The sequence below is a fragment of the Alkalihalobacterium sp. TH-98 genome, assembly GCF_057473385.1.
Genome location: NZ_JBYCKM010000003.1, coordinates 1 through 22,731, shown reverse-complemented (window position 1 = coordinate 22,731; position 22,731 = coordinate 1). Strand labels below are relative to the sequence as shown.

At 37.9% G+C, this 22,731-nt stretch carries 23 protein-coding genes; 5 read left to right on the top strand and 18 right to left on the bottom strand.

Features of this window, described 5'->3' with window-relative positions:
- Positions 1 to 519 precede the first annotated feature (519 nt).
- Entirely contained in the window at positions 520 to 1,245 is a 726-nt protein-coding gene (locus tag AC2VNP_RS00460; RefSeq protein ID WP_486915075.1) for a hypothetical protein, read from the top strand.
- An 82-nt stretch (positions 1,246 to 1,327) separates the two neighbouring features.
- On the opposite strand, the gene AC2VNP_RS00455 is transcribed toward AC2VNP_RS00460, so the two are convergent.
- From AC2VNP_RS00455 to AC2VNP_RS00420, 8 genes are all read right to left on the bottom strand, one after another.
- Positions 1,328 to 1,771 (bottom strand): VOC family protein, encoded by a 444-nt coding sequence (locus tag AC2VNP_RS00455; protein ID WP_486915073.1) that lies wholly within the window; start codon positions 1,769 to 1,771, stop codon positions 1,328 to 1,330.
- Between the two features lie 219 nt (positions 1,772 to 1,990).
- The gene (locus tag AC2VNP_RS00450) at positions 1,991 to 2,563 is read right to left on the bottom strand and encodes a CBO0543 family protein (RefSeq protein ID WP_486915071.1); all 573 of its coding nucleotides are present in this window, start codon (positions 2,561 to 2,563) and stop codon (positions 1,991 to 1,993) included.
- A 143-nt stretch (positions 2,564 to 2,706) separates the two neighbouring features.
- Positions 2,707 to 3,438, bottom strand: a complete 732-nt coding sequence (locus AC2VNP_RS00445) for an alpha/beta hydrolase (RefSeq protein ID WP_486915069.1) — start codon at positions 3,436 to 3,438, stop codon at positions 2,707 to 2,709.
- On the bottom strand, positions 3,435 to 3,620 hold the full coding sequence (locus tag AC2VNP_RS00440; RefSeq protein WP_486915067.1) for a hypothetical protein: 186 nt from the start codon (positions 3,618 to 3,620) through the stop codon (positions 3,435 to 3,437). The genes AC2VNP_RS00445 and AC2VNP_RS00440 overlap by 4 nt, the downstream gene beginning before the upstream one ends.
- 273 nt (positions 3,621 to 3,893) lie before the next feature.
- On the bottom strand, positions 3,894 to 4,427 hold the full coding sequence (locus AC2VNP_RS00435) for a hypothetical protein (protein ID WP_486915066.1): 534 nt from the start codon (positions 4,425 to 4,427) through the stop codon (positions 3,894 to 3,896).
- Positions 4,428 to 4,643: 216 nt separating this feature from the next.
- Positions 4,644 to 6,953: a molybdopterin-dependent oxidoreductase gene (locus AC2VNP_RS00430; RefSeq protein ID WP_486915064.1), complete on the bottom strand. Its 2,310-nt coding sequence runs from the start codon at positions 6,951 to 6,953 to the stop codon at positions 4,644 to 4,646.
- Positions 6,954 to 6,973: 20 nt separating this feature from the next.
- The gene (locus AC2VNP_RS00425; protein WP_486915120.1) at positions 6,974 to 7,948 is read right to left on the bottom strand and encodes a quinone oxidoreductase family protein; all 975 of its coding nucleotides are present in this window, start codon (positions 7,946 to 7,948) and stop codon (positions 6,974 to 6,976) included.
- Positions 7,949 to 8,225: 277 nt separating this feature from the next.
- Positions 8,226 to 9,158 (bottom strand): DMT family transporter, encoded by a 933-nt coding sequence (locus AC2VNP_RS00420; RefSeq protein ID WP_486915062.1) that lies wholly within the window; start codon positions 9,156 to 9,158, stop codon positions 8,226 to 8,228.
- Between the two features lie 247 nt (positions 9,159 to 9,405).
- On the opposite strand from AC2VNP_RS00420, the gene AC2VNP_RS00415 reads away from it, so the two are divergent.
- Positions 9,406 to 9,876 (top strand): DinB family protein, encoded by a 471-nt coding sequence (locus AC2VNP_RS00415; protein WP_486915060.1) that lies wholly within the window; start codon positions 9,406 to 9,408, stop codon positions 9,874 to 9,876.
- Positions 9,877 to 10,463: 587 nt separating this feature from the next.
- Here the strand turns inward: AC2VNP_RS00415 and AC2VNP_RS00410 are convergent.
- The 4 genes from AC2VNP_RS00410 to AC2VNP_RS00395 form a co-directional block, all read right to left on the bottom strand.
- Positions 10,464 to 10,856, bottom strand: a complete 393-nt coding sequence (locus AC2VNP_RS00410) for an NUDIX domain-containing protein (protein ID WP_486915058.1) — start codon at positions 10,854 to 10,856, stop codon at positions 10,464 to 10,466.
- 78 nt (positions 10,857 to 10,934) lie between these two features.
- The gene (locus tag AC2VNP_RS00405) at positions 10,935 to 11,378 is read right to left on the bottom strand and encodes a GNAT family N-acetyltransferase (RefSeq protein WP_486915056.1); all 444 of its coding nucleotides are present in this window, start codon (positions 11,376 to 11,378) and stop codon (positions 10,935 to 10,937) included.
- A 187-nt stretch (positions 11,379 to 11,565) separates the two neighbouring features.
- On the bottom strand, positions 11,566 to 11,988 hold the full coding sequence (locus AC2VNP_RS00400; protein WP_486915054.1) for a universal stress protein: 423 nt from the start codon (positions 11,986 to 11,988) through the stop codon (positions 11,566 to 11,568).
- Positions 11,989 to 12,003: 15 nt separating this feature from the next.
- Complete coding sequence (locus AC2VNP_RS00395) at positions 12,004 to 13,452, bottom strand: SulP family inorganic anion transporter (protein WP_486915052.1); 1,449 nt, start codon at positions 13,450 to 13,452, stop codon at positions 12,004 to 12,006.
- Positions 13,453 to 13,660: 208 nt separating this feature from the next.
- Here AC2VNP_RS00395 and AC2VNP_RS00390 point away from each other — a divergent pair, with 208 nt between their 5' ends.
- Positions 13,661 to 14,098 carry a protein-tyrosine phosphatase family protein gene (locus tag AC2VNP_RS00390; protein WP_486915050.1) on the top strand — a complete coding sequence of 146 codons (438 nt, stop codon included), beginning with the start codon at positions 13,661 to 13,663 and terminating at the stop codon, positions 14,096 to 14,098.
- Between the two features lie 94 nt (positions 14,099 to 14,192).
- Here AC2VNP_RS00390 and AC2VNP_RS00385 read toward each other — a convergent pair whose 3' ends face one another.
- Together AC2VNP_RS00385 and AC2VNP_RS00380 are read right to left on the bottom strand one after the other, a co-directional pair.
- Entirely contained in the window at positions 14,193 to 14,648 is a 456-nt protein-coding gene (locus tag AC2VNP_RS00385; protein WP_486915048.1) for a hypothetical protein, read from the bottom strand.
- Positions 14,649 to 14,940: 292 nt separating this feature from the next.
- Positions 14,941 to 15,366, bottom strand: a complete 426-nt coding sequence (locus AC2VNP_RS00380) for a hypothetical protein (protein WP_486915118.1) — start codon at positions 15,364 to 15,366, stop codon at positions 14,941 to 14,943.
- Between the two features lie 295 nt (positions 15,367 to 15,661).
- On the opposite strand from AC2VNP_RS00380, the gene AC2VNP_RS00375 reads away from it, so the two are divergent.
- Entirely contained in the window at positions 15,662 to 16,570 is a 909-nt protein-coding gene (locus AC2VNP_RS00375) for a ferritin family protein (RefSeq protein WP_486915046.1), read from the top strand.
- 73 nt (positions 16,571 to 16,643) lie between these two features.
- Here the strand turns inward: AC2VNP_RS00375 and AC2VNP_RS00370 are convergent, their stop codons facing one another.
- The gene (locus AC2VNP_RS00370; protein ID WP_486915044.1) at positions 16,644 to 17,204 is read right to left on the bottom strand and encodes a sugar O-acetyltransferase; all 561 of its coding nucleotides are present in this window, start codon (positions 17,202 to 17,204) and stop codon (positions 16,644 to 16,646) included.
- Positions 17,205 to 17,578: 374 nt separating this feature from the next.
- On the opposite strand from AC2VNP_RS00370, the gene AC2VNP_RS00365 reads away from it, so the two are divergent.
- Complete coding sequence (locus AC2VNP_RS00365) at positions 17,579 to 18,055, top strand: staygreen family protein (RefSeq protein ID WP_486915042.1); 477 nt, start codon at positions 17,579 to 17,581, stop codon at positions 18,053 to 18,055.
- A 128-nt stretch (positions 18,056 to 18,183) separates the two neighbouring features.
- Here AC2VNP_RS00365 and AC2VNP_RS00360 read toward each other — a convergent pair whose 3' ends face one another.
- From AC2VNP_RS00360 to AC2VNP_RS00350, 3 genes are all read right to left on the bottom strand, one after another.
- Positions 18,184 to 19,371, bottom strand: coding sequence for a sulfite reductase subunit alpha (locus tag AC2VNP_RS00360; protein ID WP_486915041.1), 1,188 nt, complete (start codon positions 19,369 to 19,371; stop codon positions 18,184 to 18,186).
- Between the two features lie 542 nt (positions 19,372 to 19,913).
- On the bottom strand, positions 19,914 to 20,255 hold the full coding sequence (locus AC2VNP_RS00355; RefSeq protein ID WP_486915039.1) for a hypothetical protein: 342 nt from the start codon (positions 20,253 to 20,255) through the stop codon (positions 19,914 to 19,916).
- A 263-nt stretch (positions 20,256 to 20,518) separates the two neighbouring features.
- Positions 20,519 to 21,907 (bottom strand): MFS transporter, encoded by a 1,389-nt coding sequence (locus AC2VNP_RS00350; protein ID WP_486915037.1) that lies wholly within the window; start codon positions 21,905 to 21,907, stop codon positions 20,519 to 20,521.
- Positions 21,908 to 22,731: the final 824 nt, after the last annotated feature.

The following is a 22,731-nucleotide window of genomic DNA, read 5'->3' as shown; positions in this document are numbered from 1 at the left end:
CACTATAACGATGAAATGATCCGTGAGATGGATGACTGGTCACTAATCGATGACTTTCCATAGGCCAAGCCCCAATTGGAGTACTTGTCACCCTTGTTAATAGCTATTCAGAACTTGGCCAAATCATGCATAGAAGCCGGGGGAAGTTTCATGTTATGGTTACTGCTTTTTGGGAATTGATTTAGTAGGAGATTTAAGTTGGACCTATAGTACTTAAATGGAACTTGTCTATTTACTTCTTGTCTCGGTGTTGAGGTTAATGATGGGTTGATAATTCTGAATAGGAATACTGAAGACACACTTTGGACAATAAAAATAGAAAACGGACAATAAGAAATGAAATCGGACAATAAAATTATATTTCAGCTAATAAATTTTCAAATCAGACAATAAATCTTCAAAACGGACAATAAGTCATTTTCTTTCACGATAAATGCTTCATTCCTGCTTTAGAACCCCTCATGATCTACTTCTCTTCTGGAAAAGATATACTAAGACCTTGATGAAGGGGTAAAAAACATGACACTCGATGCATTTATCATGGGATTGGCCTTTATTTTAATACATCTACTTGCAAATAAAGTGATTCCATCTGATCGAATTAAGCGGTTAAAGTGGTTTTCTTTTTCTGGTGGATTAGCTGTATCGTATGTATTTGTATACGTACTGCCGACACTACACAAGGAGCAGATTATCGTTAAAAAATACGGCGATTATTTCACAATGGAGTCTGAGCTATACTTTATTGGTTTAATAGGGGTGTTAATTTTTTACGGTATACAGAAAGTCGTTCGAAAGGCGCAGCTTAATGACAAAACGCATAAAGCGCGAACACTCTTTTGGTTACAGATTATCTTTTTCGGCATTTATAATATGTTGGTCGCGTATACGATCATTTCACATGATGTGTTAGGCATTCAGGCTGTATTCTATGGAATAGCAGTCGGTCTGCATTTTGTTGCGGTTGCCCATGATTTGTGGCGAGAGTATGCCGATATTTATAACCATGTCGGTCGTTATGTCCTTGCAACCGGGATTCTAGCAGGATGGTTGTTGGGAGTGACAATCGATTTATCACCACTCATCGAATCGATTATTTTTGCGTTTATTTCGGGGGCGATGATATTGAACGTGCTTAAATATGAACTGCCACCGGATGATGAAGCTCATTATCTAACGTTTACGATTGGAGTCGTTTCTTACACAGCAGTGACAATGTCTTTAAAGTTTTTCTTTCAGTGGTGATTTACTCTTAATTTTAACTTACATTGAACAAGGCATAGAGAGTTTTCTCTATGCCTTTATTCTAAACTAAGGCTAACAACGATCATTCATCCTCAATCACTAACATGTTGGAAGCATCGAACTCCCAAAACTCCCCGTACGCCACTTCCCAATAGTAGCCGTCTAAGTCGGTAAAATATCCACCATATCCGCCCCAGTCGGTTTTTTCCGGTTGCTTGACAATGACGGCACCTGCTAGTTCAGCCTGATTTAAGATATCATCTACTTCTTGCATTGATTTAGCATTATAAGCTAACGTGATGCCAGAAAATCCCGTACCGATTTGCGGTGGTTGTCCTGGATTGATATCTTTAGCCAGTTCTTCTAGTGGATATAGGGCAATTCTAGTGCCTTCGTTTTTGAAAAAGATAATATCCGGATTAGATTCAAGTCCTCTGACCGACGTATCAAATCCTAAATTTTTAAAAAATTCATGGCTCTTCACAATATCTTTTGTTCCTAGCGTGATAATGTTTAATCTGTTCATTATCGTCCTCCAATCATCATTTTCCTCTACTAACCACCTTAATCTAAGTTTACTAGACTTTGTTAGATAGTTTAAAAGTACTTATTTATAATTTACTAAATGTTTATAGAGTTGACTGAATGCATATCTAAAGGATAATATTCAAGGCAAATTAAAACAGCACACTGTATGATCATTGAAATGTGCTGTTTCCACTATTATAAATGAAACGCAAATCAATTAGCCTTGCTGTTTGTGCTTAGATTCCGCTTTCAAGATAACGTGGTCCACGAGCCATTTAATGAAAGCTGCCTTGGCTATATAAATAGGTAAAGAATAAATATAGCGCCAGTTCTCAATTCGATAAATACCGAGCCAAACAGTGAGAGGTTCAAAAAAGAATGAAAAAAGCAGGGCCATTATGGTATTCGCAATAATAAACCCTTTCCATTTAGGAAAATATTGATATAAAAACATATGTGCTACAATAATAATTCCTTGATCAATTGGGATTAAGCGTGGCAACAAATTAATCAACTGATAGGGATATGACCAGAGATTACCTTCGACTCCTATATCGTCTAACATGATGACGAGTAACATTAGTAACGTTCCAAATAACAAAATCGAACGTAATCGTTTCTTATCAACGTACTTCCACCAAATGAACCATGGCACGATAAACACAATGACAAGCAACCACCATTGGAATGTGAACAAATTATGGGATAACCAATATTCATATCTCAACTCGACAAGCTGCTTGTGTAATTTCTCTAATTCATCAAAATAAGCTGGATAATTTCCTGACATGATATCTACCTTTTTTCTCCAATTTAAAAGCATTTTCTTTATTTTTTTCCATTGCTGTTAGTTTATGCATGGAGAATGGGTCTAAGTCTAAAAATGAAGTTCCACTATACAAAAAAGCGATAGCTCTTGCCACCGCTTCTCTCTTATTGATTTCTTATCATTTGTACAATTGCCTCGACAACCAAGTCATGCTGAACTTCCCGTGAAATGTTACTCTTTCCATCACCTCTTTGTAGACCGTAATAACCAAAATTAGAATGATTGCCGCCCTCAATTTCAATAAATTCCGTGTCTTTTGGCAAAATATCCTTAGTTTCAATGTATTTATCATAATCGAGTATTTGATCATTTGTTGCATGAATAGAAAGAACTTTTAAAGGCTTTTCAGCTAAGACACTGCTATCACTTGGATAAGAACCTAAAAAGAAAATTCCGTCTACATTATTAACGTTATTCGCTGTATATATAGAGGCACTCGCACCTCCAAGAGAGTGTCCACCAATAAACCATCTTTGTCCATTTTCATACGTTTGCCGGATATTCTCAAAGGCACCAGTATTAGTTATAGCTAAATTTAAGAACATTTTAGGCATAAAGACACGTATGCCTTCTTGAGCTAAAGACTGCCCTAAAACGGCATAGGCCTCAGTCTTTACTAATCCTCCTTGATAAAAAACAATGTTTGCTATAGGCGGCCCCTCGGGGTTAAAAATAATCGTATTATTTTCCACAACGACATTCGGCCGTTTCATAGCTTCTAGAGCTTTTTCCATAGGGTCATATGTATTTAGATTGATAAAAATAGCAGCAATCATAACAAGTGATATAACCGCTATCCCTCCCCATAAAAAAACACGTCTTAATCTCTGTTTCATTGTTTCTCATCCTTCTTTACTCGAAAGAAATTGGAAGCGAGAATACCAGCAGCACCGACAATAAGAAAAGAATTTCTTAATAAATCGTTCGTTCCGTCGACCAAGGAAAACACTCCAATTAGAAAGATAAAGTACCCGCTATATCCAATTATTTTACCAACTTTTGTTCTTTTTTTAAACAAGAGATCACCTCACGAATATTTAAAATGGTTCATGTTCATAACTGTTATTGTTTTATAGTTGGGAGCGTAAATATCGCTTATATTATTTAATTCCCAGAACCATTTCACCAAGCATTTTTTATTAAAATGGAAGAGCAACTCTAGAAATCATCTACCATCTAAAGGCAGAAAATAATACTTTCACTATATGTAATACGGACAATGAGCTTCAAATTTTCAGTTTTACCTTATATTTTATAAGGATCAAGCAAAAATCAAAAAAACAATATGATTTTACCGTTCGAGCCGCTTTAATAACTGATTATTTTTATCGTAGATTTCAATTTCGATATACTCCCCGTCGATTCCTTTTAACTTACTTGAAACAATAACGCCTCTGCCTTTTACTTCCTCGGTTACTTTTTTGCCCGATTGAAATAAAACGTCTACTCGGTCGGCAGCTTCAAACAGTTCGTCATCATTTATAATGAGACTAACAAAGGTCAAATCAATTACACCGTTAAGAATCGAAACGGGCATCGTTTTAGCATCATTATTGTTACTTCCTAAATAGCTATGTTCCACTTCTCCTGATTCGGTCGAATGCAACGTATAATAAGCGTTACTCAAATCCGTTTGAATTAAAACGACGGTTGAATATTCACCTACGTCTCTGATGGCTAATGGGTCTATTTTATGGGTTTGCAAAAATTCTTGAACCTGCTCATTTGTTGGTGTGTGATATTGCGGAGAAGTGGAACAGGCTGTTAGTAATAGCGTTAATGGTAATAAAAATAATAAGTATGGGATGATCTGTTTATGGTACATAGTGCCCCCCTAATAATAATGGAACTTAATCTAGCTATAAATTTCATCTACCCAAATAACCTATATTTCTTAATTTTTGTTACGTTAAAAATATAATTTATTTTGATAAAAATATCTTTTGTTAGTAATAAAAAACGATGCTCCTCTGAAAGAAGCATCGCTGTATAATTCACCTATCTTACTACTTCCATGTATGTCTAAAAAAAGCTTAATCATTTACTTTTCTTGCATAGCATCAGTAGCTTTTGGATCTATTGAAGTATCCTCTGCCTTCTCAACCCGAACAGGAACTCCGTTAAGCACGGCGTTTCCTGAAACGGTATCGATGACTTGTTCATCTGTTAAAATGTTTACGTTGCGTCCGGCATTCTGCTCTGCGACGTGAAGACGAATCCCCGGTAGATTATGGCCCCATCCGTGTGGCAGGCTAACTATTCCTGGCATCACATCGTCTGTAATTTGCACAGGCACTATAATTTGGCCAGTCCGGGAATGTACTAGCGCCTGATCTCCAGCTTGGAGATTGATCCGTTTCGCATCATCTGGATGAAGCCAAAGTTTACAACGATCTTCTCCTTTTACTAGTACGGGGAGATTGTGCATCCAGGAATTATTGCTGCGCAGATCCCTTCGTCCTACAAGAAGAAGTTGGTCAGAATGTCTGTTCATTGTTTCTTTCAGACGGTCGACATCATCAATCAATACAGATGGAGCTAACTCAATTTTGCCTGAAAGCGTTTGTAGACTATCTTTTATTCTAGGTTGAAGCGCTCCTAAATCCATGCCATGAGGGTGATCCTCTAGTACAGATAGAGTTAATCCATCAGGGTTCTTACCAAAGTGGTCTCCATATGGACCAACCCTTAAATAAAAGTCTAGTAACCGCTCAGGTCCTCTTTTTTCGTTCAACAAGCCCATTACTTCTACTACATTCTTTTCATAAATAGGAGAATTTTCGTTCTTTACCTCATGTTTGATGATTTCCTTTATCATAAGGTCATCTACTGTTTTGGTTATATCTCCTTTGATTTCCTGATCGCTGATAGCGGCAGTTAAATGTAGGAGCGTTTCCCACTCGTCTTTGTGCTCTTTTGGTAGGTCAAAAACGGCAGGAGAATAATGAGCAATATTTCGAATCGCTAGACTATAAAAAGTAATATCATAGTGTGAGCGCTCAAGCGGTGAAGGTGCTGGTAAAATCACATCGGCATGCCGCGTCGTTTCATTTAAATAACAGTCCAAACTAACCATAAACTCCACTTTTTCCAAGGCTTTGTTTAACCGTTCGCTATTAGGCGCTGAAAGAGCGGGATTGCCAGCCACCGATATAAAGGCTTTGATCTGACCAGGACCCGGATTTTCGACCTCTTCTGCCAGACTTGACGTTGGAAGTTCTCCTAGTACCTCGGGTAAATTTCTAACAGCGGATTGAAAGCGATTATAGCGCGGCTTACGGGCTTTTTTCGTTTGTGTTCGCCTCGTTGCCGGATTCGTAAACATCACGCCACCTTCACTGTCCAGATGCCCAGTGAGCACATTGATGACATCAATCAGCCAGCTATTCATCGTACCAAACAGCTGGGTACAGGTTCCCATTCTTCCATAAACAACAGCCTTAGGAGTTGTTGCTAATTCACGTGCGATACAGCGAATTGTTTCCGCTGGGATACCGCATTTGGGACCTACGAGCTCTGGAGCGAAATCTCTCGACAAATTCTCAATGTCCTCCACCCCATGAACAAAATCCGTAAGATGACCCAAGTTCACCAAATTCTCAGCAAAAAGTGTATGGATCATTCCGAATAAAAATAATGCATCGGTCCCTGGACGAATAAAATGATGTTCATCGGCTTGTTTCGCTGTTACCGTACGAACAGGGTCGATAACTATGAATTTACCACCGCGTTCTTGAAGTGACTTTAGACGCCCTCTCATATTCGGTGCTGTCATTAAACTGCCATTAGAAGCTAACGGATTCGCGCCAATCATGACTAAATAATCGGTACGGTCAATATCAGGAATTGAAAGATTGCTGTCACTTCCAAACATAAATTCGGATGAAAGCTGTTTAGGAATCTGATCTAATGTACTAGCGGAAAAGATGTTTCTGCTTCCTAGAGAGCGCAGGAACATCGGCATATATAACATCAATCCTAAATTATGAACAATCGGGTTTCCTAAGTAAACTCCGACGGCATGTTTTCCATCATTCTCGATAATCGGACGCAGTTTCATCCTGATTTCTGTGAAAGCCTCTTCCCAAGAGGCCTCCTGCCAATGCTCTCCTCTACGAATCATCGGTTTTGTTAGTCGATCCGGATCAGAGTGTAATTCTTTTAAGCTATAACCTTTAGGGCATAAATAACCACGGCTTAAAGGGTCTAATTTATCTCCTTTAATATGGATGACTTCCTGACCTTTTGTATGAATTTCCAAGCCGCATGTCGCTTCACATAAAGGACACGTCCGATAGTTAACAGTAACAGACTGATCCACCTTACTCGTTTCACTCTTCAGAACGATCACATCCCCTCATTGGTTTAAGGTTACGGATTTAATACAAGTTTTCCAACTGTTTTACGTCCTTCAATTAATTCATGAGCCTTATCCGCTTGCTCTAATGGCAGTGCTTCACCGACAATTAATTTCAATTGTCCTTCGCTGATATACGTTAGTAATTCTTTTAAACTATCTTTATACAGTTTGGTATCATTTAGAATATGAACTAACCAAAATCCGACGACACTCACATTTCGTTGCATAAGAATCGCTGGATCAAATTGTGTCACCTGTCCTCCCGCGCGTCCATAGATAACGAGACGACCATTGATCGCCAGGCACTTCAGGCTGTTCGTGAAAATCTCTCCTCCTACCATTTCGAGGACCACATCGACACCCTTCCCGTCTGTTACAGAACGTACTTGCTTATGCCAGCCTTCTTCTGTGTAATTGATGACAGTGTCAGCACCTAATGAAGCAGCGAGTTCTAGTTTTTCCGTGCTGCTTGCTGTAGCGATAACGTGGCTTGCCCCCATGATTTTCGCCAGCTGTACAGCTAATGTACCTACTCCACCAGCGGCAGCATGAACGAGAACGGTTTCGTTTTTTTTCATTTGCCCGGATGTTTTTAAAATATGGTACGCGGAAAGTCCTTGCCCTAAGATGGCAGCCGCTTGGTTGAAATCTACTTGATCTGGTATTTGAACGAGTTGAGATACGTGAAGGGAAATGTATTCTGCATAACCACCATTGGCAGTTAATGCAACGACACGATCCCCTACCTTAAAGTCAGTGACATCAGGAGCCACCTCGGTAATCACACCGGAAACTTCGCCTCCTGGTATGTATGGAAGTGGCGTTTTTTCTAAGTATTGTCCGTAGCGTCTAGCTGTATCGGCAAAATTGACCCCTGCTGCCTTCACTTGGACTAGAACATGGCCTTTGTCTACTTGTGGAGTTGGAACTTCGACTACTTTTAACACATCGGGTTTCCCGTACTCATGAAATTGAATCGCCTTCATCATTTCATCTCCTTGTTTGTTGTATAGCTTGGAATTTTTTAATACTAGATTACGAATTAGATAGTTTCATTAATCACAGTAATGGTGCTTGCTGGTTATAAATCCTTCCTACATATAAAGCGCTTACAAAGTCGGTTAACAAGAAGCATACTAACCGGTTGGTATATTGGTATTATAGTAGAAAATCTTAGAGTATTCAATTAAAATTAGACAGGACGTTACATTTTTTTCCTTAACGTCCTGAAACATGTCCTATTTTCAATCCAAATCCATTGGTCTAAGCAGTTATATTTTTGTCCGCCTCTACAATTCTCTTAACGCGATCCACCTTTTTTTGCTGCTGTAAAAATAAAAAGACACCGAGTAATACAATAACCCCACCTACAATCTGAAACAGTAAAACCTGTTCCCCTAAAAGGATAACAGCTAAAAGAGTGGCCCCTACTGGTTCACCTAAGATACTCATGGAAATCGTGGTTGTGTTTACATATTTTAATAGGTAGTTAAATATGACATGAGCAATTGTTGGGACGATGGCTAATAAAACAAAAATCCCCCATTCTCGTACGTCGTATCCAACCATCGGTATACCGAATACAAGGTTAAATATCGTTAAGGCAACACCCGCAAATAAAAATACACAAAAGCTGTATATCCAATGAGAGATATCCTTTACCTTACTTTGACCGACTAGCAAATAAGCGACAACTGCGATCACACTAAGGAATGAGAGTAAATTTCCGATCATAGCAGCTGAATTTCCATATCCAAAGTCGCCCCAGCCGACCATAACGACACCAACAACCGATATCCCTATAGGCCATAAAATAGCTTTACTTGCTTTTTCTTTAAAAAATAAAAAACCTCCTATCAATGCAACGATCGGTTGTAAAGATAAGATAATCGTCGAACTAGCTACTGTTGTCAGCTTCAACGAACCGAACCATAAAGCAAAGTGTAATCCTAAAAAGACTCCTGCAACCGTTAAAAACAACCAATCTTTAGCAGAAAGTTTAAAAAATTGTTCTCTCTTAACCCATACGATTGGGAATAAGAGTAGACAAGCTAAATACATCCGATACATGCTTAAGATCGTCGCAGGTGCGTCGGACCACTTGACGAATATAGCTGCAAAAGATACGGCGATAATAGAAATAGTTAATAGTAAGCCAACAGGCATTTGAATGGTTCCTCCTGATTTGTGTCTCATCCTCTCCTGCTAGAGCTTTTCAAGGTGTAGACATATTCTTTACTCTCGTTGCAAGCCTAATTTACTTTTTGGTGAAGCTGTCCTTTTTACTTCAGAAATTTTATTGTATCCATGAATGTCTATTAAAGTCATAGGAGTTTTAAAAAACAGACTTATTTTTTTCAAAGCTAATAAGTCAAATTATATCAAAAAAATGGTTTAATAGGTTACTATAATATTGAGAACATACGCTTAAGGAGTGGGTCTGATGTTAGATTTATTTTTGTATAATTGGCAAGTGAGAGATGATTGGTTTAAATGGTGTGAAGCTCTTACAGAAGAAGAGTTACGAAAAGAGCGAATTGGTGGGATGGGAAGTATCTTAAAGAACTTATATCATGTCATTGATTGTGAACAGTTATGGATCCATCACATGCAAAATAAACCTGTTATCTCAACTGATCTGAGTTCTATCTCTAGTCTCAGTGAGGTGATTGCCTATGCGAAGGAAACAAGGGCGAATACTGAAGAGTTTCTAAAGCACTGGACAAGTGAAGATGAGGAAAAGCTGTTAGAATTGACAAATAAAAAAGGCGTCTCCTATTCGTTTACATACAAAAAAGTGCTTCTGCACATCATCACACATGAAGTTCATCATATCGGACAACTCTCGATCTGGTCAAGAGAACTAGGTATGAAACCCATTTCTACTGATTTGATTTTTCGAGATTTTAAGTAACATAAGGAGGAGCACATGAAACGATGGGGTACGCATGTTTAATAATTTTGAATAAAAGAGTCCGATAGATTGGGTGTTTGGATAGCTGATGATTTTTTACGGACTGAGAGGCCCTTATTTTGTTAAAATCTATCAGATTTTTGATTTCGCGGACTGAGAAGCCGCTATTTAAAGGATTTGATGAGCAAACAACTGTTTTTCCAGACAATAAGAGCCTCTGAGTCCGCTAAACCTCTGAAACCACTGATTTGGTCACAAATAAGGGCCTGTGAGTCCGCTTCTGCTTTTTCCAACCCAACTCTATCAAGGCTAGCTTGAATTTTTTCACTTCTTTTTCCAAATTAAAGCAGCCGCAAGAAGTACAACACCTATTATAGTTATAATAAGGTGGCTTATTAGTAGTTGATCGGCCACCAGCAATTGAGTTACAAACAGTCCGCCAAAAATAGTAATGGCCACAACCGCTAATTGAACAAGAAATGAATGGATGTTGTTCTCCCTCCTTCTTTGTGCTCATTGTATGCTTTATGGACACTATATTATGAAATAAAAAATACTATCACTCATTAAATAAAAGTAAATTCTCATTAGATCGTTTCAGCCTCGAGTTTTGCGAACAAATCCTCAATAACCTCAACTAATTCCAAGGGGAAGTTCACGGACTCAAAACGATCGATATACTGGAGGTCTGTTATCTTATCGACCTCTTTTATGTAAGGGATACCACTAATGGAGTCTGCTAGAAAAAAATGACCATGCCACTGAATGTTTCCAAAATAAAATTCCCCTTGCGCTATCTCTGTTAGAGCATCGACATTTACACCTATCTCTTCACGAACTTCTCGCATGGCACATTCGATTGGGCTTTCTCCTATCTCTAGTTTACCGCCTGGGAAGTTCCAAACACCTGCTCGATCTTTTATTACTAATATCTGATTGTCAGTATCCTTGATCAGAACACGCGTAAAAACGTTTTTCATGAAGCGCACCCTCTTTATTTTTTAAAAATATTATGCTAGTGATGCCGACACATTAAATCCAACCTGATAGACAAAACCTTACATCAAATTTAATTCATAGTGATAAAACTGTTTATCTTGTTGGTAGCCATGTTTTTCATATAATTTTTGAGCCGAATAGTTGTCAGGTGCTGTGCTTAAACTGATACTTTTTGCCCCGGTTTCTAGCGCCAGTTCTTTCGCTTTTTGGAGAAGCAATTCGCCTACTCCTTGTTTTCGCGCACCTTCGTCAACATACAAATCGTTCAGTATCCATGCCCGCTTCATTGATATAGAAGAAAACGTCGGATACAGTTGAGTAAAGCCTAAATAGTTCTCTTGATCCTTTACAACATAAATAATAGACTCATTCTGTTCTAATCGTTCTTTTATAAAACTTCTGGCCCCTTCTATATTGGAGGGGTGCTTATAGAACATACGATATTGATCGAATAAAAGGGCTGCACCTTCTAAATCTTTTATCGTTGCTTGGTAGATGTTCATTTTTATTCACTCCTTAAATTGTTGGCAACTCCATTAATTCTCTAGTAATTTACAAAATCCTTCTTTTTCCATCGATTTAAACGCAAAAGAAGAACTACCCACAAAGTAGTCCTTTTTCCAGTTTGCGAAAACATATTCTGATTAAAAAACTAGTGAATGAACTTCAACTCTTTATTACAACTTGTACTTATTTCACAATTAACACTGGACAATTCGCTCGTTTAGCCACTTTATGACTGACACTTCCTAGGACAAATTCTTGAATTCCATCTAATCCCCTGCTTCCGATAATAACGAGATCAAAATCATTTTCATTGGCATATTTAATAATCGATGGACCTGCTTCTCCTTGTAAAATTTGGATCGTGTAATCTACTCCTTCATCTGTCGCTTTCTTGGTTACTCCGGTTAATAATTCTTTTCGCTTTTCTTCAATCGATAGCGAGTTCCAATTACTTAACACATCATGTTTTGCTTTATTGGCATCCACGACATAAACGATTTCCAGCTTAGAATCCGAGCCACCGCACTTTGCAATATGTATCGCATTTTCACCCGCTCGTTTGGAATGTTCGGATCCATCGTAGGCTAATAGGATCTTCTTGTACATCGAGTTCACCTCCATTTAATGGCCACCTAACTTATTCGCTAGTTTCTCCACTAACTCTGAACTTTCTTCATTTAGTCCTGTTACCCTTACATGAATTTCATTTTCTTGGAATTTATTCACAATTTTATCGATGGCAACGACAGCGGAATCATCCCAAATATGTGCTCTCGATAAATTAAGTTCCACTTCCTTCACATTATCTTTGTACTCAAACTCGTTTAATAAATCGGTTACAGAAGCGAAAAACAATTGACCTTTTATTTTATATATCTTTTTCTCCCCTTCTACCTGTCTTTCAACCGTTACTTTTGATATTTTCGAAGCAAAGAAAATCGCACTTAATAAAATTCCTGCAAACACACCAATAGCAAGATTATGGGTGACAACAACGGTTACAACCGTCACAATCATTACCGTCGCATCGGTTTTAGGAACTAAATGGATCGTCCGTAATGAATTCCAATCAAATGTACTGATGGAGACCATAATCATCACCCCAGCTAACACCGCCATTGGAATGAGCACGACGATATCGCCTAGCACAGCAATTAAAAACATTAAGAAAGCACCCGCAACGAAAGCCGACAACCTGCCTCTTCCCCCAGACTTTACGTTAATAACGGATTGACCGATCATCGCACAACCGGCCATTCCTCCAAATAAACCAACTGCAATGTTGGCGATTCCTTGCCCGCGACTTTCCACATTTTTTTCACTTTCGGTATCTGTCATATCATCTACGATCGAAGCTGTTAATAACGATTCAATAAGTCCAACCACAGCTAAAGCAATTGAATAAGGGAAAATAATCATGAGGGTTTCTAAGTTGAACGGTACATTTGGGAATAAAAATTCGGGTAAAGTTCTTGGAATTGTTCCCATATCACCAACCGTCCACGCTTGAATATTCATGAGTACGACCATTCCCGTCACGAGAATGATAGCGACAAGAGTAGATGGCACTGCCTTAGTTATGTATGGAAATAGATAAATAATAAGTAACGTCAAAGCAACTAATGCAAATATCATCGGTCGATGTCCGACAAAGTGTTCAATTTGAGCCATAAAAATAAGAATGGCCAAGGCATTAACAAACCCAACCATGACGGAACGCGGTATAAATTTCATATATCTCGCTAATTTAAATACACCGAATAAAATTTGTAAAATTCCAGTTAAAATTGTTGCGGCTAGAAGGTACTGCAACCCATGATCGGCTACTAGCGTGACAATAACTAGAGCCATCGCACCTGTTGCAGCTGAAATCATCCCGGGTCTTCCACCAACAAACGCGATAACGACAGCCATCACAAATGAGGCATACAACCCTACCATTGGATCTACCCCAGCAATGATGGAAAAGGCAATGGCTTCAGGGATTAAAGCAAGAGCAACTACGATCCCAGCTAAAATATCTGCTTTTATATTTCCCAACCACGAGTCTTGATAACTCATTTCACTCATTATGTCCCCTCCTTTGTAACTGGAGTAACCTTCCTCTATTTTATAATTTTTCTTAAATTAAGTTTTATATGTAATGTTTTCATTTTTTCTACGATGTAATATATGGGAAGGTCAAATGAATGAGAAAATGAACAGGTCATGTTAAACTACAACAGTGTAAAATTAGTGAATTAAAAACAAGATTAGACTTGATATGGAGGTTAATTTAATGGATAAGAAGAAAACCTATCACGAATTAATAGAGGATGGAATTTATATTGGTTGTGCTGGGGATGTACCTGAAGTGATTGAAAAGGAAAATCCTGATGTTGTGGTTGATTTACGGTCTGAAGCTTTAGAAAAAGACCAACAATACTATCGAATTCATATACCCATTGAGGATAATGCAGAAGAACAAGATGAATTTGTGAAGAAAGCAATTGATCAAGTCGTTCAATCAAATAAAGAGGGTAACAAAGTATTTTTGCATTGTGCTGGCGGTAGTAACAGAACAGGAACTGTTGCGGCCGGAACATTGCTAGCACTAGGTAAAGCATCATCCATTGAAGAAGCTGAAGAAAAAGTAAAGATGGTACGTCCGGTCGTGAGTATCAAACCCGAATTAAAAGAAACCTTAAAACGATTATATACAGATTTAGAAAAATAAGAATCGAGTACATTGCAAACTTTTAACATAAGTAGGATGCTTATATTTGGATCCTACTTTTTTTCATGAAAGAATAAAGTTTAATTGCAATTCCTTAACGCTCTTCCCAAATGAAGTCTTCACTCTCTAGTGCTTGCCAATAGTTCACTTCATTCGTAACAACAAACGTATCCTGTCTCCTCGTTCGATGTTCACTATCAGTGATCCGCATGCGGTCTTCATTAAGATAGATCCAAATTCTTCGTATATTAGGGTCAGCAAATTCAGCTGCACCGTTAATTAAAATCCAGTACGTATATTCACCTTGATATTTCTGTTCTTTTAACTTTACATCTGAAAATTGGTTGAGCAATTTTTCGATCTCGTTTTTATCTTTTAAGGTCACAGTTGCTAGATCTGGAAATCGAGTAATGTTCACACTGTCCAACTCGTTAATGTTTAGATTTTGGAGAACCACTTCCTTAAATGAAGTGTATTTCATTTGATTCATTATAACGGCAGCCCAAATGATAATTAATAGCAGTACAGAAATAATAATCCATTTTTTCATGAAGAAAATGTCCCCCTTTTCAAACAATAAAAGCCTTCATTCAGCGTACCATAATATACCCGTCCATTGAATAAAAAAATGGGATGATTTAAACGTTTCGTTCAATGACTATTGATCACACTTTGGCGCGAAATCAGGAGAGATACTGTATCTTCATACTATAAAATATAAAAGGAGACCTGAAGTATTTCAGGCCCCCCTCAAAAAATACTGTTGTTTAACGCATTACGGGTAGATGTGTCGGTGGCTTAATGTTCTCTTCAATTGAGTGATTATAAAAGGGAATTAATGATTAAACACACTGGAACGATGAAATTCGTCTGAGATCAATCCCGAAGTATACCCAGTTAAATCCAGTCCATCTCCAACCTGCAACTGATGTTCTTCCGACAAACGTTGGATAGAACCAGAACTGTTGTCTATTCGTTAACCAAACATACGTATAGCGGAATAGACATCCACGAATAGCCCCTGGGTCAACCGCAAATAAACCAACTTCCTGTGCTTGTGGAGTAAATGCCGGTGGTGGTCCCGCTGGAGGGCCTGCATGCCCCGGCGGCCCTGGTGGTGGACCGAATGGCGGTTGTCCTGGAAATCCTGGCTGTCCTGGCGGTGGACCAAATGGCGGTTGTCCCGGTGGTCTTCCTGGTGGTCCAAAGAAACCTGTAAATCCACCAATATACGGTCCTAAAAATTGAAATTGTCTTTGCATATCCATATCTCCAGGCAAATTATGTGCCTGCATATGTCCTGAATAAGTAGGTTCCATTGCATATCCATAGTCACTTACACCATACGATGGTTGTTGGTAATAATCATACGGGTTCAAATGATAGCCTCCCTCTCCATAGGTGTTTATCTTCTAGGTCAATATCATCCTATGCAGGCTCATGCACAAAACATCTTGTCCCCGTATAAATAGGCATTCGTTTACTATGTAATATATCACCTGTGCACCCACCCATACTTAAACACATAAGATAAGTTGAAAGTTAATAGAAAGGAGGATCAAAATGTATTCTAATCCGTATTTTTATAACTATAGCCCTCATAGTAATGGATATTTTCGTGACACTCAACTTGTAATGGATATCCAAAAAGCAATTAATGCCGAGTATAGCGCTGTTGATTGTTATGAGAAATTAGCAAAAATGGCACCTACAACAGAGGAAAGAAATATAATTCTTGAGATACAGCAGGACGAAAAGCGGCATTTAGAAGAGTTTAGCCGGATATATACAAATCTAACAGGTCGTCAACCATCTTACCAAATCACTGAAGAATGTCCAGACAAGTATCGCGCAGGTGTTGAATTTGCCTTTAAAGATGAACAAGAGGCGGTTGATTTCTATTTAGACATCGCAGATACCGCACAAGATGATACTATCAAAAATAGGTTTCGACGGGCAGCTTCAGATGAACAAAATCATGCGGTATGGTTTTTGTATTTTTTTCAAAATGTTCGAAAGGTAGAACACTCCCATCGGCAAATTGAAAATTATGGAGCTTTGGGGGCATTAAACGCCTCAACATTGTCTTTACCGCAAATGCTCACGTATGCCCTCCAAGACGAATACCTAGCACAAGCAAGATATGATAATATTTTAACAACCTTTGGAAATATTCGTACATTTGCACAAATAAAAGAGGCTGAGCTAAGACATATTAGTGCCTTATTGCCGCTGTTTGAACGGTACCAGGTACCGGTTCCTGAGGATCAGTCACAAGCATTTGTTACAACACCAGAAAATATCAAGGCGGCGTATGCAGCTGGCGTTCAAGGAGAAATTGAAAATATATCTATGTATGAAAGATTTCTGTCTTATGATATCCCAAATGATGTAAGAACCGTTTTTACACAGTTACGTAATGCTTCGTTAAATCATCTTGAAGCTTTTGAAAGAGGTCTTGCAAGGAATTAGGTAGAAGGTCTCCTCTTCTACCTCTTCTCACCTGTATGGAAGATATTCATACTTGTAACATATGATAGAGGTTTTACCCTTTAATTAGCCGGACAATCTTTGCTGGATTACCACCAACCACCACTTGCTCTGGTACATCTTTGGTGACAACGGCTCCAGATGCAATGACTGCATTATTTCCGATCGTTACCCCTGGGTTAATTATCGCTCCACCGCCAATCCAAACATTGTCTCCGATTGTTACAGGCCGTCCGTACTCCGCACCTGATATTCTTTCAGTTGCATTTAATGGATGGGTTGCTGTGTATATGTGAACCCCAGGTGCAATCATGCAGTTGTACCCGATGCGAATTTCACAAACATCTAAAAAAACACAATCAAAATTAGCAAAGAAATTCTCACCGACATGGATGTTATAACCGTAATCACATCGAAAGGACGGTTCAATATAGACGTTTTCACCGGTAGATCCAAACAATTCTTTTAATAATGCCAAACGTTCGGTGTCGTCTGTTTCAAGAGATTGATTGAATAATCTCGTTAATCGTCTCGCATTTGTTCGTTCTTTAACTAACTCTGGGCCCGCTGCATTATATCGTTCGCGATTTATCATTTTTTCTTTTTCTGCTTTCATCTATTAAGCTCCTCATTATTTGATTTGGATGTGTATGGTTAGGTTTTTGGACTGGGTATAGGTTTAAAATAAAAAGTATTTATATTTATTACTAAAATTCAGTTCTTTAAATATTTGGTGAACGTTTTATCTCGTAACATCCCGTTTGAAGCTTAAAGTGACGGTTTAACTTCTACATATTTCATTTTATCAAACTTCAGGTTTCAACCCACTTTAGAGCTCTGTCTTCTCTCCCTTTACCTTAGTCTTCATTGTGTTTTTTATATTTGCAGGATGCCATCTACTTAAACAAAGGTAATCATTAAAATAGGAAAAGCTCCAATTCATTATATAAATAATAGAATGTAGGAATGACAACGTAAGGAGGAGAAATTATGTCTTCTTTTCATCCAGAAAAGTTACAGGTTAAAATGATCCCGCCCGCCAACTCGACTGAGCCAATTGAAGGACGAAAATATACGCTTACCCATTCTGATATCACCGGAGAATTATTTTTAGATGTTGGCTATGTTTATAATTACGGGGCAATTGACAAAGAAATGCGCGATGAAGTTCTGGCGGAATGGCAACGAAACAACCTTGGACAATTCCGTTTAGTGGGGAGAGCATATGTAGACAGCGGAGAATTTAGTGAGGAGGTTTCTAGAGTTCGATTTACGATTTTCCAAAAAGAGATGATGACGGCACTAAAAGGTATGGTATACGGAGATCGAGCATTCTTTGCTAACCATCCAAGCTTATTAGATGCTCCTATTTATATATACTATGATTCAGTGTATCCTCCATTTAGGCAGGAGGTGTATTATGGAACGCCTAGGCAAATTTTAAAACAGATCGACATGAGATTTTAAACTAATCGATATAAACGTGATAAAAGTTGAAAAGGTACGATGCCACCTCGTAAATTCCGACTAGTAACAGCGTACCTTAAATGATTAATTGTCTTAATACAAAAGGTGAAAATCACCACGGACTATGCTTAATAAACATCTCGTTGGTAACGTTTTAGCTTTTGCATATCGCTTAAATATTCTTCAGCTGAGTCACGGTTCATTTTTCCTTCTTTTTCAATGATATCAATCAGTGTGTTGTGAACATCTTTGGCCATGTATTGCTTATCTCCACAAACGTAGAAATAGGCACCGTTTTCTAGCCATTCAAATACTTCTTTACTGTGTTCCATCATCTTGTGCTGGACATACACTTTTTGGTCCGAATCACGAGAAAATGCAGCGTCTAACTTTGTCAGTACCCCATCTTTTTGATATTGTTCTAATTCATCTTGGTAAAGGAAATCTGTCGAAGAATGCTGATCTCCAAAGAATAACCAAGATCGTCCTGTTCCTCTGTTTACTGCTCGCTCTTCAATAAACGAACGGAAAGGTGCAATACCTGTACCTGGACCTACCATAATAATATCTGTATCTTCCGAAGCTGGAAGGTTAAAGTGTTTATTTTGCTGTACGAAGACTGGGAGTGTATCTCCTTCATGGAGACGTTCCGAACATTGTACTGAGCAAACGCCTTTACGGTCACGTCCGTGAGCTGTATAACGAACTGCACCGATTGTAAGGTGTACTTGACCTGGATGCTTAGCAAAGCTGCTTGCAATCGAGTACAGGCGTGGTGGCATTTTTCTTAGAAGTGATACGATGTCTTGTGGAGAAGCCTTCCACGGGCCGAAATCACGTAAAAGATCCAGTAAATCGCGACCATCCATATATTCTTTTAGTTGATTTACATTTTCAGGTAACACGAGGTTCTTTAATTCTTCGTTTTCCGTTAACTCTGCTGCTTGTTGCAATACTTTTTTCGTTAATAAAGTAATTTCGAAATAAGTCGTTAACGCTTCTTTCAAAGATAGTTGATCACCTTGTTTATTTACTGTTACAGATTGGGTTCCATCTGCTTTTAATTCTTGAAGAAGTTCTGCAACTAGTTCTGGATCATTTTCCGGGAGAATCCCTAAGCAATCACCAGGTACATAAGAAAGGCCCGATCCTTCTAAAGATAATTCGATATGACGGGTTTCCTTACTTGAGCCAGGTCCGTTTAAATTTTTGTTTTCTAGAACTTTGGCTTGAAATGGATTCGTTCGAGAATAAACTTTTACCACCTCATTGTTTTCATTCTTTAGTTCAGAGATTTTTTCTTTTGTATGTTGCATAATACTCACCTCTCATTGTTAATAAAACGGCTGCATTTTTATCTATAGTATTTAAATTACTACTTCCATTTAATTCTACCATTATTATACCTAATGCGGTTAAATTTGAGATTTTTCTTTATGAAAAGGGTATCACTATTATTAAATGATACATACGGATTATGTGTGATTTGTTGATCATTAGATCTTTTGAATAATTCTTACATAAAGAGGATAGCATATATTAGAAAAAAAGGTTGTGTTTTTTATCACATTTTGAAAAAAACTTTGGATAATTTTAACTTGAATTTGGTATCCCCGCACTGCTCATTTTAACGGTATAAAATATTTAACAATTGAACATGATAATTCTGATAAATACCTTTACCTACTCACTTATATTGTGTGACTTTTCCGCCCCCGTCATACATTGTTCCAGTTCGGTTTAACTTCTTGTGTTAGTTTAATCTCAAGATTAATAAAAAACCCTTAGAATCCTGTATTCTAAAGGGTTAAAAATCACTAGTCTGTTCAGCAATCAATACATGTCGTCCCTTTGCCTCTCAATACTTTTTATCCGTAAACACCCATCTTGTTTTTAACTCATCTTGGCCTTTATGAGCTGCTACCCTCTTAATTAAACCAGTGTCTTCAATATCTTTTAATAGCTGCTTCACGGTTTCAATATCGACTTTGTTGGAGAATACATTTTGTGCGAGTTCCTCCGTAGTCGGCCCCACCTTCGCACTGTTTTTGCGGATATACACTAACAGTTTCACACGCTCTTTTTGGCGTGCTTCTTCTTTATATTTACCTGTAAATATTTTAAATAACGGATCTTTCACGATAATCCCAAGTATGAGACCGAACATTACTAGGAATAAATCATATAAAATAACACTCATCACTAGACACCTCTTTATGAAAACAAACTATTCACTATTCTAATGGATTACCGCCTCTTCTTCCACTTTAATTTTTCAATAAAGATATAAAAGTGTTCAATCCAATAGTTAATTTTTATAGTTTTCTACGATAACATAAACCGTGGGATATGTTAAGGGAGAAAGTGGTAGAAAAAACGACTATCCAATGATAGGTCATTAGATAGTCGTTTCAATTCACTTTTAATGTTTGTACATATACATATCTAGTGGTTCGATTATTTTTACTTTAACGCTTTTCTCTCGCTAATCTCTGCCACAATGGATGGGTACAATTTATCTAGCTTATACATCCATAAGAAGAGTAGTTGTAAGATCGTTAATACTAGTGGCAGATAAATATTCAAGGCCATAATCATCATCTCTGCGGATGCCGTTTGTTCTGCAAGGGTTCCGACATAACCACCGAATGCTAATAACCAACCAATGAGCGCTCCACCAATACCCGCTCCGACTTTCATTCCAAAACTTGCCGCACTGTTTACTAATCCAGCCGTTCTAAAGCCAGACTTCCACTCACCGTACTCTGTCGTGTCATTAATCATTGCGTATAGGAATGTGATTATAGGTAACAGCGCAAAACCTTGAACGGCATTCCCAATTAAAAAAATAGAGAGGTTGTAAGGGTCAATTAACTTGATGACAGATCCAAAAGCTGCGACACATGTCACAAAGATAGCGATATTTCGTTTCCCAAAACGGGCAATCAAACGCCCGACAAAGAAGAAACCAATGATCGTCGGTAAAAATAAAGTAAGAGCAATAAGTGAAAAGTAGCCGGCGCTGCCTAGAATATATTGAGCATAATAGATACCTGCTCCAGATAAAAGAGCATTTAAAGTGTATGCGATTACACAGTATAGAGTAATGATGACCCAATATTTATTACTAAGTAATGCTTTGAATTCTGTTTTAAATGGAATTTTTTCTTTAGACTGAGCGACCGTTTCAACGTCTACTCGTTCTTTCGTTTTACTGAAAGCGAGCAGACAATTGACGATGATGATGACACCGATACCGAATGCAACAACCGTCCACCCTAAGTTTCCACCGATGCTGCTTGCGATCGGCTGTGCTAATGTCATGACGAGAATGGTTGCCAACATCGTGAATACACCGGTATAGACATTGACTAACGTACGCCCTTTTTGATCTTGTGTCATTAAACCAAGGAGAGTTTTATAAGGGATTGAAATAGCAGTATACATTAAAATAAGAAGAAAATAAGTTACATACGCATAAACAATTTTTCCATTCGTACTTAGATCTGGTACCGAAAACAACAGGACACCGGATACTGCAAATGGAACCGCCATCCATAAAATCCAAGGTCGTGCCTTACCGTACTTCGACTTTGTTCTGTCAACTAGTGCACCCATACCAACGTCAGTGAAACCATCTAACAGACGAGCAACTAACATGAGTGTACCAACGACTCCCGCCGAGATCCCCGCCACATCTGTATAGTAGAATGTTAAAAATGTTCCAACCATCGTCCAGATTAATATAATTCCAAAAAAGCCCATTCCGTAAAACAACATCTCGTTATGTGCCGGTCTCTCTTGCTGCAAGGGTGTTTCAACAACTGTTTCTTGTTTTGCTTGTAAAGCCATTGATAGATCCTCCCTTATTATGTATGCGCTTACAGTTAGCTTACTACTATATCTTTCGCTCGTAGGATCGACTCCGGCAAAATTCTAGCATAGTCTAGAAAAAAATTAGTCGATCAAACCTCTCAATAGATCATTATTTTCAGGTAAACATCGTATTAATCTCAACTATCTCGATCTTTTTAATGCGTTTAATATGTAGTAATAGCCATTATATTATTAGTCTGTAAGTCTATGTACATAATTTAAATTATTTAAAATATTTAGATAATATTGATTATAACATGAATGAACAACCATTCAATGAATAACTTTGTCGAATAATGGTGAACTGACGGATTTAGTTAAAAAATAGCGATTTTTCCACCTCTATGGTACAAATTTCTGTATAGATACTACTAGTTTCAAGAGCAAAAGCTGTGTTGTACTGGCTTAGTGATTTAATCAGTTTCTATATTTAAATAATAACTACACTTTAAAGCCGTTGTTTCGGTATCCTTTGGCTAGTAAACTGTCTCCTTTTTAAATTAATTTTAGGTGGCAATGACAGTTTAGAGTCTGTTTTTCCAGTATTAGGTTATTTGGTTTCGTAAGTAGATAAATAGAGTGTATCTTATCCAGTATCAGGGAATTTTGGGTTCTAAGTAACGGTTTAGAGCTTATTTTATCCAGTATCAGGAAATTTTCGGCTCTAAGTGGCGGTTTAGAGCTCATTTTATCCAGTAAAAGGAAATTTTCGGCTCTAAGTGGCGGTTTAGAGCTCGATATATCCAGTATCAGGAAATTTTAGGTTCTAAGTAGCAGTTTAGAGCTCATTTTATCCAGTA